The 16,852-nt window shown below is 63.9% G+C and carries 17 protein-coding genes and 1 pseudogene; 7 read left to right on the forward strand and 11 right to left on the reverse strand.

The genetic code is table 11. The features are described from left to right. Positions 1-119: 119 nt before the first annotated feature. Together ACVIHF_RS38880 and ACVIHF_RS38885 are read right to left on the reverse strand one after the other, a co-directional pair. Positions 120-1,094 (reverse strand): magnesium transporter CorA family protein, encoded by a 975-nt coding sequence (locus tag ACVIHF_RS38880; protein ID WP_456793588.1) that lies wholly within the window; start codon positions 1,092-1,094, stop codon positions 120-122. A gap of 90 nt (positions 1,095-1,184) precedes the next feature. After that, entirely contained in the window at positions 1,185-2,117 is a 933-nt protein-coding gene (locus ACVIHF_RS38885; protein WP_076832333.1) for a transcriptional regulator GcvA, read from the reverse strand. Positions 2,118-2,508: 391 nt separating this feature from the next. Between ACVIHF_RS38885 and ACVIHF_RS38890 the strand changes: the two genes are divergently transcribed. Continuing rightward, positions 2,509-3,198 (forward strand): glutathione S-transferase family protein, encoded by a 690-nt coding sequence (locus ACVIHF_RS38890; RefSeq protein WP_456793589.1) that lies wholly within the window; start codon positions 2,509-2,511, stop codon positions 3,196-3,198. A gap of 412 nt (positions 3,199-3,610) precedes the next feature. On the opposite strand, the gene ACVIHF_RS38895 is transcribed toward ACVIHF_RS38890, so the two are convergent. The 8 genes from ACVIHF_RS38895 to ACVIHF_RS38930 all read right to left on the reverse strand — a co-directional run bounded on the left by ACVIHF_RS38895 (position 3,611) and on the right by ACVIHF_RS38930 (position 9,997). Next, the gene (locus ACVIHF_RS38895) at positions 3,611-4,423 is read right to left on the reverse strand and encodes a hypothetical protein (protein ID WP_456793590.1); all 813 of its coding nucleotides are present in this window, start codon (positions 4,421-4,423) and stop codon (positions 3,611-3,613) included. 25 nt (positions 4,424-4,448) lie between these two features. Next, entirely contained in the window at positions 4,449-5,867 is a 1,419-nt protein-coding gene (locus ACVIHF_RS38900; RefSeq protein ID WP_456793591.1) for an arsenate reductase/protein-tyrosine-phosphatase family protein, read from the reverse strand. Between the two features lie 59 nt (positions 5,868-5,926). Next, positions 5,927-6,106, reverse strand: coding sequence for a hypothetical protein (locus tag ACVIHF_RS38905; RefSeq protein ID WP_016847070.1), 180 nt, complete (start codon positions 6,104-6,106; stop codon positions 5,927-5,929). A gap of 23 nt (positions 6,107-6,129) precedes the next feature. Further along, positions 6,130-7,074, reverse strand: coding sequence for a DUF1259 domain-containing protein (locus ACVIHF_RS38910; protein WP_456793592.1), 945 nt, complete (start codon positions 7,072-7,074; stop codon positions 6,130-6,132). A gap of 44 nt (positions 7,075-7,118) precedes the next feature. Further along, on the reverse strand, positions 7,119-7,424 hold the full coding sequence (locus ACVIHF_RS38915) for a hypothetical protein (protein ID WP_057016094.1): 306 nt from the start codon (positions 7,422-7,424) through the stop codon (positions 7,119-7,121). Positions 7,425-7,498: 74 nt separating this feature from the next. Further along, a complete protein-coding gene (locus tag ACVIHF_RS38920) occupies positions 7,499-7,732 on the reverse strand; it encodes a hypothetical protein (RefSeq protein WP_176937114.1) in 234 nt (77 codons plus the stop codon). Between the two features lie 58 nt (positions 7,733-7,790). Then, positions 7,791-9,182, reverse strand: a complete 1,392-nt coding sequence (gene chrA / locus ACVIHF_RS38925) for a chromate efflux transporter (RefSeq protein WP_456793593.1) — start codon at positions 9,180-9,182, stop codon at positions 7,791-7,793. Next, the gene (locus ACVIHF_RS38930; RefSeq protein WP_225164497.1) at positions 9,179-9,997 is read right to left on the reverse strand and encodes a chromate resistance protein ChrB domain-containing protein; all 819 of its coding nucleotides are present in this window, start codon (positions 9,995-9,997) and stop codon (positions 9,179-9,181) included. The genes chrA and ACVIHF_RS38930 overlap by 4 nt, the downstream gene beginning before the upstream one ends. Positions 9,998-10,340: 343 nt before the next feature. Here ACVIHF_RS38930 and ACVIHF_RS38935 point away from each other — a divergent pair, with 343 nt between their 5' ends. The 6 genes and pseudogenes from ACVIHF_RS38935 to ACVIHF_RS38960 all read left to right on the forward strand — a co-directional run. Beyond that, positions 10,341-10,697 (forward strand): hypothetical protein, encoded by a 357-nt coding sequence (locus ACVIHF_RS38935; RefSeq protein WP_225164498.1) that lies wholly within the window; start codon positions 10,341-10,343, stop codon positions 10,695-10,697. Positions 10,698-10,793: 96 nt separating this feature from the next. Continuing rightward, the gene (locus ACVIHF_RS38940) at positions 10,794-11,072 is read left to right on the forward strand and encodes a metal/formaldehyde-sensitive transcriptional repressor (protein ID WP_016847064.1); all 279 of its coding nucleotides are present in this window, start codon (positions 10,794-10,796) and stop codon (positions 11,070-11,072) included. A 5-nt stretch (positions 11,073-11,077) separates the two neighbouring features. After that, positions 11,078-12,148, forward strand: a complete 1,071-nt coding sequence (locus ACVIHF_RS38945) for a nickel/cobalt efflux transporter (RefSeq protein ID WP_456793594.1) — start codon at positions 11,078-11,080, stop codon at positions 12,146-12,148. Between the two features lie 166 nt (positions 12,149-12,314). Next, positions 12,315-13,403, forward strand: a complete 1,089-nt coding sequence (locus ACVIHF_RS38950; protein ID WP_456793595.1) for a Cj0069 family protein — start codon at positions 12,315-12,317, stop codon at positions 13,401-13,403. A 311-nt stretch (positions 13,404-13,714) separates the two neighbouring features. After that, on the forward strand, positions 13,715-14,749 hold the full coding sequence (locus ACVIHF_RS38955) for an IS481 family transposase (RefSeq protein WP_456793596.1): 1,035 nt from the start codon (positions 13,715-13,717) through the stop codon (positions 14,747-14,749). A 42-nt stretch (positions 14,750-14,791) separates the two neighbouring features. Further along, positions 14,792-15,778: pseudogene (locus tag ACVIHF_RS38960) on the forward strand (IS30 family transposase); the annotation flags it as partial. 84 nt (positions 15,779-15,862) lie between these two features. Here the strand turns inward: ACVIHF_RS38960 and maiA are convergent. Next, entirely contained in the window at positions 15,863-16,522 is a 660-nt protein-coding gene (maiA, locus tag ACVIHF_RS38965) for a maleylacetoacetate isomerase (protein WP_253604724.1), read from the reverse strand. Positions 16,523-16,852: the final 330 nt, after the last annotated feature.

Consider the following 16,852-nt stretch of genomic DNA (forward strand, 5'->3'; position numbering starts at 1 on the left):
CTGAACTCTTCGGTGGGGGATGACCGCGCCACAGGGGCGGGTGGGGCAGCTTCAGATTTATAGACGCGCAGGCAGGTTCTCAACGCGGATAACGCGGCGGCGTTTCAACTTCGCTTGTTTTAATCGAACCAGCCGTGCCGCTTGAACCAGAGCACCGGCAGGATGCCGCTGGCGATGATCGCGGCCCAGGCCAAGGGATAGCCGAAGGTCCAGCTCAGCTCCGGCATCTCCTTGAAATTCATGCCCCAGACCCCGACCAGGATGGTCGGGGGAACGCCGACCACCGACACGATGGTCAGGATCTTGAACAGGTCGTTCTGCTGGATGTTGATGAAGCCGAGCACGGCGTCCAGCAGCAGCTGGATCTTGTCCGACAGCCGGGTCTCGTAGTCGCCGAGCGAGGCGACGTCCTTGGTGACGGCCTCGAGCCGGCGCTTCGATGCCGACGTGATCCATTCATTGCTGACGTCGTCGGCGAAGCTCGCGACCCGGCCGACGCCGAGCAGCACGTCGCGCGCCTTCGCCAGGCGATCGGCGAGCTCGCCGATGTTCTCCAGCGCCTCGCGCAACCTGCGGCTGGAGCGCACCGGACGCTTGCTCCGCACCAGGCCGCCCTTGAAGACGCCCCGCGACAGCCTGTCGGTCTTGGCGCCGAGATGCTCCAGCACGTCGGCGCCGCGATCGATCATGGCCTCGAGCAGCGCGGTGAACACGCACATGCCGTTTTGCAGGCTCTTGTCGGTGCCGATCCGCTTCATGACGTCGTCGAACGTGGTCAGCTGCGCGAACCGCACCGTGACCAGCACCTTTGGGCCGATCACGAAGCCGATATTGGTGATCTCGGCTTCATTGTTGTCGTCGAGCCGCACCGCCGGCGAGCTCAGATAGAGCCGGTCATGATCGGTGATCAGTCGGCTCGACGCCTCGATCTCGCCCAACGATCGCTCGGACGGGACGCGGATGTCGAGCGCGCGCTCGACGAACTGCTTTTCGTCCTCCGTGGGATCGAGCAGATCGATCCAGATGACCTCGGGCGGCACTTCGGCGCCGATGCTCCGCCAATCGGAGGTCGCCGACCTGTACAGCTGCAGCAATGATCGGGCTCCATGCATGGTGGGTGGTGCGTCCCACGACAATCGCGAGGGCCGCCGGACCGTTCCCTGTATTTGGAAGCCTGCCGGCCCTCACTTCAATCGATGAGAGGTTCCGCCGAGCTTTCTAAGCCGGCGCAGGTCGCTTGCGGCCTCCGAGAGCAACCAATCGCGAAACGTCACGATCTTCGGCAGGCTTGCGGTCGCCTTCGGGCAGAGGATCCAGTAGGTCTTCGACAATGGCAGCGACTGCGGAAACGGCCGCGCCAGATGGCCGTTGATGAGGTCCCACGCCGCCAGCGTGGTGCGCGCGAGCGCAATGCCTTGCCCATTGATGGCGGCATCAATCACCATGCTGGCGCGATTGAGGACCGGGCCATGCGTGGCGGCAGCATCGTCAAGTCCCGCATCCTGAAGCCAGTTCTTCCAGTCGGCGCGACTGTCCATATGGATCAGCGGAAATTTCAGGATGTCAGCGGGGTTGTTGAGGCGCCGCTTGCCGGACAACAGCTTTGGGCTGCACACCGCAAATAGCCGCTCGGGGCTCAGCCGCACCGCGTCAAGCCCCGGCCAGTTGCCGTCGCCATGGCGCACCGCGAGATCCACTTCCTCGCGCGCGAAATCGACGTGGTGCAGCGTGGCGGAGACGCGCAGGTCGATGCCGCTATGCGCCTCAACAAAGTGGCCGAGCCGGTGCACGAGCCATTTCGCGGCAAAGTCCGGCGACGTCGATACGGTCAGCACGCCGGTATTCTGCCGCTGCAATAGCCGCTCGGTGCCGATGGCGATGCGGTCGAGCGCGTCGCGCACGACAGCGAGATAATCGCGCCCGGCCTCGGTGATGATCAGGCGCTGGCGCTCGCGGTTGAAGAGCTTTATTGCGAGCTCCGCTTCCAGTGCTTTCACCTGATGGCTGACGGCACCCTGCGTGACACAAAGCTCTTCGGCCGCGCGCGTAAAACTCTCGTGGCGCGCGGCGGCCTCGAAGGCCTTCAGGGCATTGAGTGGCGGCAGGCGTGGGCGCATCGCACGACTTCATGAGAAAAATTAGGGCAGGCACGAGAAACGATGCTTTGCGGGAAACCGCCCCGCACGATTATTGAACAGCTCCAGTGAAGCATTTCAAGCAATTTGGAGCCTGTCGTGTCCGTCCTTTTAACCGATACTCGGTCGATCCCGCCGGTGCCCGCCGCCGACCCGGCCACACCACTTCATCAATTCAGCTCAGGAAGGTCGCCTGGCGCTCCGCGCCCCGTATGGTGGAGCTTGCTTGACCGGCCGTTTCAGCGCATGGCGCTACGCGCGATCGCCGACGACCCGCATCTGCTTCGCGATCTCGGCCTGACGCGCGAGCAGGCGCTACGCGAGGCCTCCAAGCCGTTCTGGCGCTGAAACCAAATCAGAAAGGAGAAAACGGATGTCCGATCCGATCGTCTACGGTTTCCCACGCAGCAGTTTTGTCAACATCGTCCGCTTGATCCTGACGCACAAGGACGTAGCTTACCAATTCCACGACCTTGAACCGGTCATGGGCAAGCCCGATCACCTGGCGCTGCACCCGTTCAACCGTGTCCCAATTCTGAAACACGGCGATCTCACCGTCTACGAGACGAGTGCGATTGCCGCCTATGTCGACGACGCCTTTAGCGGCGTATCGCTGACACCGAAAGACATCAAGGCGCGGGCGCGTATGAACCAGTGGATCAGCGCTGTTAACGACTATTACTACCCCTACATGATCTATCACGTGACGCATGAGCGTCTGGTTTTCCCGGAACTCGGCATCGCCCCCGACGAGAAGGTCGTGGCACATGCGCTGCCCAAGGTCGAGACCGGGCTTGCGGTGGCCGAGCGCCAGCTTGCGCACGGCAAGGATTTTTTGCTTGGGGACGAGCTCTCGATTGCGGATTTCTATCTGCTGCCGAGCACGTTCGCCTTCAGCCTCACCGCCGAAGGGCAGTCGATGTATCCGAAATTCCCGGCATTCTGCCGCTGGCGGGAACGCATGGACAATCTGCCCGCAACGCAAAAGGTTCGCGCCGCCGTGCAGCGGGTGCCGATCGAACACGCGCGCGAATGGGCTACTTCACACCGGCCGAAATATTGACCGTCACTGTTCGCGTGCAGAGCGCCCGGTTCCGACCACCACGTGCGGCCAGAAGCCCGTTTGTTTCCGAACAAAGGCGATGACGGAGCGTTAGTGCAGAGCAAGAGGAAGGGACAACACCATGAAGAATTCTATATCGGTTGCGTTCATCTCCGCGGTCGCAATGACCTTCGCATTCGCCGGAAGCGATGCAAAAGCACAGTCCATGCCTGTCCAACAGGCCCAGCCGCCTCAGCAGTCGGAGCAAACCCGCGAGCAGGATCGCAGTCGCGCCGAGGACGTTAAGATCGGGCGTGACTGGAAGGCTCAAGGCGGCGAGAAGGACCACGCCGGCCAGGCAACACCTGACGACAGCCATCAGACTGTCGGTCGAGACTGGCGAGCCCATCCAGAGAACCGGGACCGCCAGTAGCTATCGAGGCGGAATTGGCGACGCTTGGTGCGCGGCGTGACCTTCGAAGAAGGAAAGCGGAAAGCCGAAGGTCAATCCCGCACGTATCTCGTTTACCGGATGGCCACCGGTGAGCGCGTGCCGGACCGCGATGTCGAAGCTGAGGTCGTCGCTCACACGATAGATCAGCCCGACCAACCCCGAGAACGTATCCTCTTTTCCAAACTCGTTCTCGTAGAATATCTCGGCGACGGGGCGCACCGTCCAGGTCATCGGTCCTTCGACAATAGCACCCACGAACACGTCGCCATGATGGTCGCGGGTGATGGCAGTCTCGGCATTCAAGTGAATGGTGCCCCAATCCCAGCGCTGCGAGACAATGCCGGCCAGGCTTACGCCAACGCCCGAATTGCCGGTACTGTCAGGAAGAAGGACGCCAAATTCGGTCGCAATGCTCGGACCGGTCTTGTCCTGCAGGCTACCGGGTACGACCACGTGCTTGAGAAACGCTCCGGCTGCAGTCAGGCTGGTCGGTCCGGGCGGAGAGAGCGACGTTTGTCCCTGGCCTTCGAAGACGGCTTCCCAACTCTCGCTCAGACCGTAGTTGAGAACCCAGGCCGGCGCGATCAGGCTTGTTCCGCTCTCATCACGCAAACGTCCGGCCGGCTGCAGCTCGACCTCCATCTCCCCCTTCTTGGCAACGGCGGCATCGGTGCCGTCGAAGGGGCGATAGGCCGAGGCGGGGTCAGACCAGGCGATCAGTCCAAGAGCGACCATGAAGCGAGGCGCAAGGCGTCTCGAACAGCTGCGAAAGCCCCGGCTGCGTTTCCACATGCGCCGTCTCCCCACAAAGTCGATCTCAAGGCAATGGCTTGAACACCCAGATTGCCGCCGGTCCGGCAGGCCCCGCGCGGACCGCAACAAACAGACGGTCCAGCTCCGGCACAAAGAGCGATGTTCGTGCGCCCGTCGCCGTCGGCAGGCGCGCGATCAGTCGATAGGCCGCTCCATCAATCTCAAATACATCGACGTATCCAGCGCCGCAGCTCACATAAATGCGTCCGCGCTTTGCATCTACAAAGAGGTCGTCGGCATCGCCGCAAGTGCCGGTGGCCGCAATCGCCTTGCCGTCGGTCGAAAAGGCTGCAAGCTGGGCTGGGCTGCGATACACCAGGAGAACGCGACTTCGTTCGTGATCGATGGCCATCGCGAAATTACCGCCCTTGTCCAGCGGCCAGCTGGTGAGTTGTTTCCCGGAAGCAACGTCCACCACCGCGACCGCTCGCGCGTCAGGCAGATTGACAAAGATGTGCCCACTATCGGGCTGAAGCTGGAAGCTTTCCGGATGTGCCTTAAGGAGTAGGCTCCGAACCTTTGTCCGGGCGGATGGGTCGACGACTGCCAGGCCACCATCGCCATAGCCGACGATGACGCGCTTGGCCGCGGCGTCGACCCGGATATTGTCGGCGTCGCTGCCGAGTTCGATTCGCCCGGTCGCCTTGTACTCGTTGGCTTCGTATAGCTGCACCGATCCGTCGCGGGCGTTGGCGACGTAGAGGGTGTCGGTCGACGGCTCATAGCCGACGCCTTGGGGTTCGCTCAATCCGGTAATGGTTCGAAGCAAACTGCGCGCAGCCAAATCGACGACGCCGACGCTGTCATTGCCGAGCTCGGCCACGAACAGTCGCTGCCGCTTCAGGTCGACCGCTAGGTGATCAATCCGACCGCGGACATCGCCGAGCAGGATCTTCGTTTCGAGCTGAAGGGGCGTCTTGTCTCCTGCCGGTTCAGTTGCCGCTGCCAGCGTCGGAATGAGGGCGTCGATGCGCCGGACGATCTGATCCCGGGCCGACTCATAATCATCGATACCCAAGGGAATGCCGGACCAGTAGGTCACGTCGGCCCGTCCGTGCCGCTCGGCGGGGATCTGATCGAACGCCACCACCTGGTCTGCCGCGGCCATATCGTCGATGGTCAGCTGTTGCGGCGTGTTGGCCGCCTCCAGACCATCGAGTGCAAGGCCATCCTGCACCCTAACCGGCACCGACCGATAAAGGTCGATGCCGCGTGAGACCGCCCTGAACCGCAATCCGCGCTCCTGGGCAGCCTTGTTGAAATAGGCCGCCGCCATCTGGCTGTTCACCACGCCGTGCAGGCAGACAAAGACAACGATCTTGCCATCGTCCGCCGGCGCCGGCCGAGCCGATGTCAGCGCGATCGCAAGCACCGTGGCGGCAATGCGCAGCATCACGTGGGCACTCCTGAGCAGCGTGCGCATCGTCAGCATCTCACTTCAGCCCGGTTAGCACCCACGCGCCGGTTGCAAGGGCGCCCCTGTCATTTCTTGCAGGCTTTCTTGCACATCTGATACTCGGACTTGCAGGTCGGCCCGGCATAGTTCTTCATGCACGCCTTTTGCTGATCAGCGCAGACCTGACAGCTGGTCTGGCCGATCGCAGCGTCCATGCCCACAAGAACTCCGACGACAACCATGGACATGACCGTGAGGCTTCGCATCGTTGATCCCTCCGAGACCAGTGTCAGCCTTTTGTCGTAGCCGTCTTATCGAGCGCGGCACGCAAGCCCTTGGCGAGCTTGACGGCGTCGTCATTGGCCCAGAAATGCATGAAGAACAGGCGCGGCTGTTCGTTCAGCATGTGGCTGTGCAGCGCGGTGACGTCGATGCCGTGCGTCCGCAGCGCCATGATGACGGGGTTGACCTCGTCATTTGTCAGCACGAAATCGCCGGTGATCGCCGCCTTGCCGCCGCCGGTCGGCTGGAAGTTGATGCCGATGGCGACGCCCATCGGGCCAACCGGGCTCAACGCCATGCCCTGTTCGGTGATCGGATCGCGGCGGGGCACGTTGAACTGGTAGACGCCGCCATTGGCCTGGCCCTTGACGCCGATGATCTGATCGAGCTGCTCGGTATCGAGATCGATGGTCGGCGGCGGCGCGGCCGGCGCCGCGGCCTTGAGCGGCGTCTTGCTTTCAGCGAGGCCATCCCGGATCGCGGCGGCGATCTTGACCGGGTCGCCGTGACCGGCGACGTGCATGTAGAAGGTGGCCGGGCTCGCGCCGAGCAAATGGTTGTGCACGGCCGTGATCTGCAGGCCGCTTCCGATCATCTTCAGCATGACGGGGTTGATTTCGGATTCGAGCAGCACCAGGTCGCCCATCGCCATGACGTCGTCGTGCATGGGTTTGAAGGCGACCCAGCCGCCGAGCGCCAGCGCCGGCTTGATGGTGATGTCGTCGAGCGTCACCGTCAGATCGCTCCGCGGAAAGCCGTAGCGATGCACGTCACCGGTGACCGCGGGCTTTCTGCCCAGCGTGTCGTCGACCTTCTGCCAATCGATCGCCTGCGCATGTGCCGACGAGACGAACGGCTCGGCGAATACCTGCCAGTCGATCTTTTGCGCGCTCCCGCCGGTGGCGAAGAGGCAGGCACCGACGCCGATCAGCGCCGAAATCGTATGTCGCATTGGATTGCTCCCTTGAACCTCTTTCGATGCTTCGGATCGTGGCTCTATTGCTTCGAGAGCCCGACAATGGTGCGGAACCCGGCGATGTTCTGCACCGCGATTTCGACGGGATCGCCGAAGCGGACGGCATTGAAGATCAGGCCGTCCTGGACCTTGAACGGTTCGGTCCGGTCCGGAGATAACCGGATGAGCAGCGTGTCGTTGCGTTCATCGACGCGATCGACGACGCCGCGCAGCGTCTCGCTCGCTTGCGGGTGGACCATCGCCGCTTGCATTGTAACGGCCGCGTCCTGCCGCTCATCGAGGGCGGCCGGCGCTGCCAGGGTTGCGCCCGGCCCCAGCACCGCCATGCACAGGGCCACAATTGCTCTCATCATGATTATCACTCCATCGATTCGTTGACGGCTTTCGCGCGCGCGGGCGCTCAGTCCCGCTCCTTGACCTGGCCGCTGCTGTCGATCACGAGCCGCACCGGCTTGCCGTTCTTCATCGCCTTCGCCGTCGTGCCTTCGGCCGTCGACTTGACCTCGCTGATCTCGGCGTAGCCGGCGGCGCGAAGTTTTGCGACGAGTTCGTCCTGCGTCAGGGCATGGGCCGGCATGACCGCGCCCGCGATCGTCAGGGCGAGAATCAAATGGGAGAGTCGTCGTGTCTGCATGGTTGTTCTCCTGGTTGTGTTGTGCTGCCCCAGGTTCTCAAGCTGCGCGCCGTTCCGCTCAGATGATGCCGACAAGGCGCAGCAGTGCGCCCGTGATGCAGGAGGCGGCGAGGACGCTGAGCATCCCCGCATTGAAGCGGAAGATCGCGATCGCGGCGGCGATCGACAGCGCCAGCGCCGGCCAGTCGAGGCTGGCAGGCACCGGCGCGTCGAACGACAGGCCTAACCCGTGCACCGGGAATGTTTGCCGAAACAGCGTGTGCAGCGCGAACCAGATCGACAGATTGAGGATCACGCCGACCACGGCGGCGGTGATCGCCGAAAGCGCGCCCGCCAGCGCCTTGTTGCCGCGCAGCGCCTCGATATAGGGCGCCCCGACGAAGATCCACAGGAAGCACGGCGTGAACGTCACCCAGGTCGCGAGCAAGCCGCCGAGCGTGGCGGCCAACATCGGCGACAGCCCGCTTGCTTTGCGGAACGCGGCCATGAAGCCCACGAACTGCACCACCATGATCAGCGGTCCGGGCGTGGTCTCGGCCATGCCGAGTCCGTCCAGCATCTCGCGCGGGCTGACCCAGTGATAATAGTCGGCGGCCTGTTGCGCGACATAGGCGAGCACGGCGTAGGCGCCGCCGAACGTCACCATCGCCATCTTGCTGAAGAAGATCGCGATCTGGGTGAACACGTCGCCGGGCCCGAGCGCAATCAGCAGGGCGAACACCGGCACCAGCCAGAGCGCGAGCCAGATGGCGCCGACCCGCAAAGTGCGCGATGCGTTGGGACGGACATGGTCCGACACCGCTTCACCGAGCATGCTGTCGATCACGGCGGAATTCTTGCCGCCATGCTCGATCGCCGCAAATTCGCTCCGGCCGAGACGTGCGCCCACCAGCCCTGTGACCGCGGCGGCGCCGATGATCAGCGGAAACGGCACGGCGAAGAAGAAGATCGCGACAAAGGCGATCGCCGCGAGCGCGATCATCACCCGGTTGCGCAGCGCGCGCTTGCCGACCCGCACCACGGCCTGGATGACGATGGCGAGCACCGCGGCCTTCAGGCCGAAGAACAGCGCTTCGACAAACCCGACATTGCCATACGCCGCGTAGATATAGCTGAGGCCCATGATGGCGAAGATGCCGGGCAGGATGAACAGCCCGCCCGCCACGATGCCGCCGAGCGTCCGATGCAGCAGCCAGCCGATATAGGTCGCCAGCTGCTGCGCCTCCGGCCCCGGCAGCAGCATGCAGTAATTGAGGGCGTGCAGGAAACGCCCCTCGGATATCCAGTTCTTCTCCTCGACCAGGATGCGATGCATCACCGCGATCTGGCCGGCCGGTCCGCCAAAGCTCAGGATGGCGACGCGTATCCAGACCAGCAGCGCCTCGTTGAAGGAGATGCCGTGCGCGGGTTCATGCCCGCGCGCTTTCGCTGTCGTTGCGACGTCGGTCATGGCTTCACCTTGCTGGTCGGCCAGTTGTGCGTCTCCTTGGTCGCGTCGCGGCACCATCGGTAGAAGGCGTCGTAGAGCAGCAGCCCGGCGCTCAACTGCTCGAGGTCGTCGTCGAACATGCGCGACAGGCCGAGCGAGGCGGCGAGCAGCCCGGGCGCCTCCGGCGAAAGCTCGAGCCGCGCGGTATCGGCCGCCCGCACCATCGTCGCGAGCCGCTCCAGCGCCGGCGTCGCGAGGCCGAATTCCTTGACCATCACGTCGAAGGTGCAGAGCTCACCGCGATGGCTCCAGAACACGTTCTCGATGTCGAACGGCGTGGCGTCGAACCGTTCGGCGACCGCCTCGACCTCCGCCGATGTGACGAACAGGAACACGGCCGCGGGATCGACGAAGCGGCGGATCAGCCATGGACAGGCGATGCGGTCGATCTTCGGCCGCGATCGCGTCACCCAGACGGTGCGGCCCCGCCCGTCGCGTTTCGGAATCTTGTCGGCGGGAACGGTCGGTAGCTCCGCTTCCCGCCAGCCGAGGTGGCCGCCCTCGAGAATCTCGGCCGCGATGTTGCTGCAGCGCAGCCAGGCGGCGGTGCCTTCGGAAAGCTTCTGTCCCTTCTGGCAGACCACGACCACGGACTGCCCGGTGAAACGGGAAGCCCAGTCCTGGACGTCGAGATGGGAGTAGCGGACCGCGCCCGGAATCAGGCGCGGATCGGCAGCGAAATCTTCATCGAGACGAACGTCGACGAGCGTCGGCGCCTTCGCCGTACCGATGAGACGGGACAATTTTTCTGATGAGATCGATGTGTATGACGACATGGTGCGCCCTTGGTGACAGGACGCGATTCTTGGGCATGTCGCCTCGCGGGGAGATCGCACATCCCCGTAGCCGCATCAAAAACCCCGATTTCCGGGCTGTCAACCTGACTTTGCCAAATCCAGCAGCAATCGCCGATCGATAGTCACGAAAACTTCATCGCGCAGCTTGGAACAAGCATTCGTGGACTCTGGCCGATGGGTCATCTCTCCATCTGCGGCGAGTTGCGAATAGGAACATACAATTCGCTGCCGAGTTGCGCGGTGGCAGGGACCAACTCAGGTAGATGCCGACACCGCGATCGTGTCGCGCTCCCGCCTGCATTCATTGGAGCAATGCCGATTGATGGACAGTCATTATTGGCATGCGACGCCTGTTGCTCTTGTCGTTATGCTGCTCATCACAACAACCGGCGGCGCTCTCGCCCACGATCACCAGCACCCCGACTTGAATGGTTGGTACGAGGGCTTGCATAGCAGCAAGGGTCCCTGCTGCGACGGCACGGATGCGCAGCACATCGACGACGTCGACTGGGAAACCAGGAACGGCCATTATCGGGTGCGCATCGACGGCGAGTGGGTTGACGTTCCGAACGAAGCCGTCGTGCCCGGGCCGAACCTGTCCGGCCGACCCATCGTGTGGCCCTACTACATAGACGGTCATCCGAAGGCGCGCTGCTTCATGCCTGGCAGCATGGGCTGACGCCCGCCGCTGACATCCCGCCGCCATGCCTCGATGCGCGCCCGGCTGGCCGACAGCATGGTTGACCAATATAGGGTACCCCCCTATATTACATTGATGTCGCATACCATCAAGCACAAGTCCAAGCTCGTCGGCCGGGTTCGCCGCATCAAGGGCCAGCTGGAGGCCGTCGAGCGTGCACTGGAGTCCGAGATTGGTTGTGCCGACGTGCTGATGCTGGTGGCCTCGGTCCGCGGCGCCATCAACGGGCTGACCGCGGAATTGCTCGAGGACCATATCCGCCACCATGTCGTGGATCCTGCCCGGGAAAAGGATCCCGAGAAGGCGCAGGGCGCCGCGGACCTGATCGACGTCGTTCGTACCTATTTGAAGTGAGTGCCATGACCGACCTGTCTCAGCTGCTCCAGCAGAGCAGCGCGCATGCGTGGCTGTTCGTGCCCAGCGCGATCCTGCTCGGCGCGCTGCACGGGCTCGAGCCCGGCCACTCCAAGACGATGATGGCGGCCTTCATCATCGCGATCCGCGGCACGGTGGTGCAGGCGGTGCTGCTCGGCCTGGCGGCGACGATCTCGCATACCGCCATCGTCTGGCTGGTCGCGCTCGCCGGACTTCATTTCGGCCAGCAATGGTCCGGAGAACGCAGCGAAGCCTGGCTGCAACTGGCGTCGGCGGTGATCATCATCGCGATCGCGGCCTGGATGGCCTGGCGCACCTGGCGCGAGCAGGCTGCCGAACACGATCACGATCACCACCATCATCACGACGAAACGCGCCAGCTTGTCCTGGCCGGACAATCGCTGTCGCTCGAGGTCTTCGAGGACGGCGTGCCGCCGCGCTGGCGGTTGCGAAGCGAGGCCGGAGCGCTGCCGGCGGCCGGCGACGTTGACGTCGTGACGATCCGTCCCGACGGCAGCGAGCAACGCTTTCGCTTCGCCGACAGGGGTGGTTATCTGGAAAGCATCGACGAAATTCCGGAGCCGCATGCCTTCAAGGTGCGCGTCTCGGTGCGGGCGGATATGGCGGAAGTCCTGTTCGAGGAGCATGACCATGCGCACATGAATCTCGGCGACGAGGACGACGCGCATGCGCGCGCGCACGCCGCCGACATCCGCAAGCGCTTTGCCGGACGCACCGTCACGACATGGCAGATCATCCTGTTCGGCCTGACCGGCGGGCTGATTCCGTGTCCGGCGGCGATCACCGTGCTGCTGCTCTGTCTCCAGCTCAAGCAGTTCAGCCTCGGCTTCGTGCTGGTGCTTTGCTTCGGCATCGGGCTTGCGCTCACCATGGTCTCTGCCGGCGTTGCGGCCGCGCTGAGCCTGCGTCATGTCGAACGTCATTGGGCCGGCTTCAGCCGCTTTGCCCATCGCGCCCCCTACGTGTCGGCCGCGCTGATCGTGCTCGTCGGCCTCTACACGGGCTGGCTCGGGTTGCACGGGATCACGGCCTGATCCGGGATCACGGCGTGATCCGGGATCGTGGCCAGATCCGCTTCGCTCCACTTCCATCTTGAAACCTGCGCGCGGTGGTCTAGATTTGCCTCAAGGGGACAAGGCAGACTCCCCGTGAGACCTCGGTCCAAGCTCTGCGCGACACTCACCGTCGTGGAGCTTTCACATGGACACCCAACCACACACACGTCTTCGTTCCGAAAATCGTCCTGGCAAAATCGCTATCCTGTCGCGTGGCGACGCCGCGTCGCGCCGGGAGGCGACCCCACAAAGCAGCCGTTTCGTCCGCGTCTTCGAAGCGCTCGCCGCTTCGGGCATCGAGGCCGTTCCCGTCGTCTATGACGAGACATTCGCCGATGCCGTTCGCGACCAATTGCTGACGATGGACGGCGTTCTGGTCTGGGTCGATCCGATCCATCAGGGCAAGACGCGCGCCGCCCTCGATCCGCTGCTGCGCGAGGTCGCGGCGGCGGGACCATGGGTCAGCGCGCATCCCGACATCATCCTCAAGATGGGCGTCAAGGACGTGCTGTACCGGACGCGACACCTCGGCTGGGGCGCCGACATCCATCGATACGCCACGGTCGATGCGTTCCGCGCCGAATTTCCCTCGCGCTTGCGCGCGGGTGGTCCGCGCGTGCTCAAGCAGAACCGCGGCAATGGCGGGCAGGGCGTCTGGAAGGTGGAAACGGTGCCGAACACCGACGCGACGATTCGCGTGCTGCATGCGCTGCGCGGCAGCCAGCCGGAGGAGATGCCGCTGGAGGACTTCATGGGGCGCTGCGCGCCGTATTTCGGCTGGGGCGGCTGCATCATCGATCAGGCGTTCCAGCCGCGCCTGCCCGAGGGCATGATCCGTTGCTATGTCAGCGGAGCGAAGGTCGCAGGCTTCGGGCATCAATTGATCAAGGCCCTGATCCCGCCGCCCCCGCAAGGCCCGGATTCTCCGGAAGCCCAACCCGGACCGCGCATCATGCACGGCCCCGATGCGCCGCAATTCCAGGCACTGCGAAGGTTGATGGAGGACGAATGGATCCCGCAAATGATGGCCGCGCTGACGATCGATGAGACGTCGCTGCCGGTGATCTGGGATGCCGATTTCCTCTACGGTCCACGCGATGCTGATGGCGCCGACACCTACGTGCTCTGCGAGATCAACGCGAGCTCGTGCTTCGCGATTCCCGCCGAAGCTCCGGCGGCGATCGCGCGAACGGTCAGGGATCGCATCGGTCGGAACATGGCGAGCGTGAGGTGAGCACGCCCTACAGGCTCCCTCTCCCGCATCCGCCAAGAGGCTTCGGCGGATAGCAGGGGAGCGAGCCCGCCGCCGATGCTTGAGCCACGTGCGGGCCGATCGGCACCCGGCTTTCCCTGCGCCCTCCGTTCAAGAGAGGGCGGAGCGAAAGACAAAGCTCGGACAAATCATGTCGCGAGAACGCGGAAGTGTGTCACAGACGACGCCACACATTCGGTGTCGTCCCTGCGAAAGTGTTTGGTCCCTGCAGATTGGTTGGATGGAATCGGTGTAGAACGAGGCGTGGCCTTTGTTAGGGAGCGCCTCGTGTCATGGAACTGAGCTTGCACGCGAACGCCACGACGACGCCGAAGACACGTGCCTACATCCAGCGCAGCCGGAAGTCGGTCGCTCAGTTGGCGGCCGAATTGGGGGTCAGCGAGACCACGATTTATCGCTGGCGCAGCCGCACGACGGTCGAAGACCGCTCGCACCGGCCGAAGAACCTCACGACCAGCCTCTCCGCGGTTGAAGAAAGGGCCGTTTGTGAACTGCGGACGTCGCTCCAATTGCCGCTGGACGACATCGTTGAGGTGATGCGGCGATGCATCAACGCCAAGCTGTCCCGTAGTGCTATTCACCGCTGCCTGCAGCGCAATGGCATCAGCCGGCTTGCCAAGCCTGACAAGCCCAAAGCCGGCGTCTTCGAGAATGCCAGTATCGGCTTCATCCATATCGACGTGAAGTATCTGCCGGCACTGCAGCGCCGCACCAGCTATGCCTTTGTCGCCATCGACCGAGCCACCCGCTACGTCTTTGTCGAGGTCCATTCCAGGCGGGACGGAGCGACCGCGACCGGTTTCCTTAAGCGCTTCCTGGCTGATTTTCCGCACCAGGTTCACACTATCCTCACCGACAACGGTGCCGAGTTCACCGACCGCTTCGCCGTCGACAAGAAGAACAAGCCGCCCGGGAAGCCTTCCGGCGACCACCCCTTTGATCAACTCTGCCGACAGTGCGGCATCCAGCATCGCCTGACCAAGCCCTACCATCCGCAGACCAACGGACTCGTCGAACGTTTCAACCGGCGCATCGCCGAAGCCATTGGCCGCGAAACAAAGCGTGGCAGCGCCCGGCGGACCTTCATCGATCACGCCGATCGAGACACCTTCATCGCCAAATTCGTCCACGACTACAATCGAACCAGGCTCAAATGCCTCCGCTACCAGGCCCCAATGCGGGCCCTCGCCAATCATACGGGACCAAACACGAAAGCAGGGACCCATAACCACCGATGGTCATTATTGAGCAGTGCTGCAACGACGAGTCCCATCCACAACATCCGCCGCGGCGTATGGGTCCCCTGAGTTCACAAACGAAGTGCAACACTTCCTTGAGGAGGTGTTGCCATGGGGCGGACTTACAAGCAGCTCTCTCTGGACGACCGATGCGAGATTGCCTGCCTATCGGCCAATGGCAGCTCGGTCCGGCAAATCGCGGCAGCTCTGGATCGCTCGCCATCAACGATCTCTCGGGAACTGAGGCGCAATCGGGGGAGCCAGGTCGGCTACAAGCCGAGCTATGCCCAGCACCAGATGCGAGCGCGGCGCTGGACGGGCGGACGCCTCGAACGGGAGCCCGGCCTGCGCCGCGCGGTGTTGCAACGCCTTCGCCGCGGCTGGTCGCCCGAGCAGGTCGCTGGCCGGCTGGCCCGCGAGTGCGGGCGCAAGGTGATCTCCCACGAGACCATCTACCGCTTCATCTATGGCCAACTCAGGCGCACCACGGACTTCAACTGGCGGCGCTATCTGCCGCGCGCCAAGAGCAAGCGCGGCTGCCGCGGCAAGCGGGGCGGCAGCCCCGCAAGCTTCATCGAAGGCCGTGTACCCTTGGCAAATCGGCCGCTCGAAGCGGCCGACCGCAGCGTGCCCGGACACTGGGAGGCCGACCTGATGATGTTCTCGAAATACGGTCAGGCCGTGCTGGCCGTGCACGAGCGCACCTCGCGGCTGCTGCTCGGCATCCGCCTTGCCAGCAAGGTCGCGCGCGGTGTCGCCCGCCATCTCGTGGGCTTCTTCGCGCCCCTTCCACAAGAGCTGCGCCAGAGCGTTACCTTCGACAACGGCACCGAGTTCGCCGGTCACCTGGCGCTGCACCGCCTCTCGATCGCGACCTTCTTCTGCGATCCCCATGCCCCCTGGCAGAAGGGTGGCATCGAGAACGCCATCGGCAGGATGCGCCGCTTTATTCCCCGCAAGACGGATCTCGTAACCCTCTCGACCGCCAGATTCCGCCAGTTCATCGCCGCCTACAACAACACCCCGCGCAAATGCCTTGACTACCGCACGCCTGCCGAGTCCTTTGCTCAAGTGTTGCACTTCGAATGTGAATCCACCTCCCGGCCTTCGCCGGGACGACGGTCGAGAGAGAACCGCGCACACGTTTGCGCCTCTGCCCGTCCTTTGCAGCGCGTCCGCAAACTACTTCGCCCGCATCGCTTCCGGCGTATCCGGCTGCGCGGACGGATGCGCCTTGGCGAATTCCGGCAGCGCCATGGCGGTCTCGTGGATGCGCTTCACGGTCGGCCAGGGCGACAGGCTGATCTGCTGGTTGATCGCCGCCGTGACATGGCCGACCAGGCAGATGTCGGCAAGGGTGGGTGCATCGCCGTGACAGAACCGGCCGGTCGCCTTGTGGCCGGCGAGGTGCCCCTCGAGCGCCGCCAGCGTCTCGACCGTCCAGTGCCGCCGCCACGCGTTCTGCTGGCTGTCGCGCAGATCGAGCTCGCGGTCGAGATAGCGCCGCACCCGCGGCGTCAGCAGCGGATGGCCCTCGCAGGCGACGATCAGCGCCAGCCCGCGCACCCGGGCGCGGCCGAGCGCATCCGCCGGCAGCAGCGGCGGCGTCGGAAAAGTCTCGTCGAGCCAGTCGATGATCGCGAGCGACTGGAACAGCACCGTGCCGTCGTCGGTCACCAGCGCCGGCAGCGCCATCTGCGGATTGATCTTGCGGTAGGCATCAGTGCGATGCGCGTCCGCATCGAGATCGACGAAGACGACGTCGGCGGCGACGCCCTTGAGGTTGAGCGCGACCCGCACCCGAAAGCTCGCCAGCGAGCGCCAGAACGAGAAGAACTGCATGGAGTGCACCCCGCATTTCTTCCCCTCTCCCCTTGTGGGAGAGGGTGGACGCGATGCAAGGCATCGCGGACGGGTGAGGGGTCTGTCTCCGGGGATAGAGACCCCTCATCCGTCGCGGACTTTGTCCGCGACACCTTCTCCCACAAGGGGAGAAGGGAAGAAAGGTCTATCCAGACCCGTAGCCCGGATGAAGCGCAAGCGAAATCCGGGGCCGGTCCGTCGTTCCGTCGCAGTCTATCCCGGATTACGCTTCGCTGCATCCGGGCTACGGCACTCCAATACGTCATGCCCGGGCTTGACCCGGGCATCCATCAATCTTCAGAAGTGTTT

The organism is Bradyrhizobium sp. USDA 4506 (assembly GCF_054058795.1).

Excerpts from the sequence above, each read along its gene's own strand:
- maiA (WP_253604724.1), bottom strand. The coding sequence starts at position 16,522 with ATGCAGTTCTTCTCGTTCTGGCGCTCGCTGGCGAGCTTTCGGGTGCGG.
- ACVIHF_RS38900 (WP_456793591.1), bottom strand. The coding sequence starts at position 5,867 with ATGCGCACGCTGCTCAGGAGTGCCCACGTGATGCTGCGCATTGCCGCC.
- ACVIHF_RS38935 (WP_225164498.1), top strand. The coding sequence starts at position 10,341 with ATGGACAGTCATTATTGGCATGCGACGCCTGTTGCTCTTGTCGTTATG.
- ACVIHF_RS38905 (WP_016847070.1), bottom strand. The coding sequence starts at position 6,106 with ATGCGAAGCCTCACGGTCATGTCCATGGTTGTCGTCGGAGTTCTTGTG.
- ACVIHF_RS38940 (WP_016847064.1), top strand. The coding sequence starts at position 10,794 with ATGTCGCATACCATCAAGCACAAGTCCAAGCTCGTCGGCCGGGTTCGC.
- ACVIHF_RS38910 (WP_456793592.1), bottom strand. The coding sequence starts at position 7,074 with ATGCGACATACGATTTCGGCGCTGATCGGCGTCGGTGCCTGCCTCTTC.
- ACVIHF_RS38950 (WP_456793595.1), top strand. The coding sequence starts at position 12,315 with ATGGACACCCAACCACACACACGTCTTCGTTCCGAAAATCGTCCTGGC.
- chrA (WP_456793593.1), bottom strand. The coding sequence starts at position 9,182 with ATGACCGACGTCGCAACGACAGCGAAAGCGCGCGGGCATGAACCCGCG.
- ACVIHF_RS38955 (WP_456793596.1), top strand. The coding sequence starts at position 13,715 with ATGGAACTGAGCTTGCACGCGAACGCCACGACGACGCCGAAGACACGT.
- ACVIHF_RS38915 (WP_057016094.1), bottom strand. The coding sequence starts at position 7,424 with ATGGCGGTGCTGGGGCCGGGCGCAACCCTGGCAGCGCCGGCCGCCCTC.
- ACVIHF_RS38890 (WP_456793589.1), top strand. The coding sequence starts at position 2,509 with ATGTCCGATCCGATCGTCTACGGTTTCCCACGCAGCAGTTTTGTCAAC.
- ACVIHF_RS38930 (WP_225164497.1), bottom strand. The coding sequence starts at position 9,997 with ATGTCGTCATACACATCGATCTCATCAGAAAAATTGTCCCGTCTCATC.
- ACVIHF_RS38920 (WP_176937114.1), bottom strand. The coding sequence starts at position 7,732 with ATGCAGACACGACGACTCTCCCATTTGATTCTCGCCCTGACGATCGCG.
- ACVIHF_RS38945 (WP_456793594.1), top strand. The coding sequence starts at position 11,078 with ATGACCGACCTGTCTCAGCTGCTCCAGCAGAGCAGCGCGCATGCGTGG.
- ACVIHF_RS38895 (WP_456793590.1), bottom strand. The coding sequence starts at position 4,423 with ATGTGGAAACGCAGCCGGGGCTTTCGCAGCTGTTCGAGACGCCTTGCG.
- ACVIHF_RS38885 (WP_076832333.1), bottom strand. The coding sequence starts at position 2,117 with ATGCGCCCACGCCTGCCGCCACTCAATGCCCTGAAGGCCTTCGAGGCC.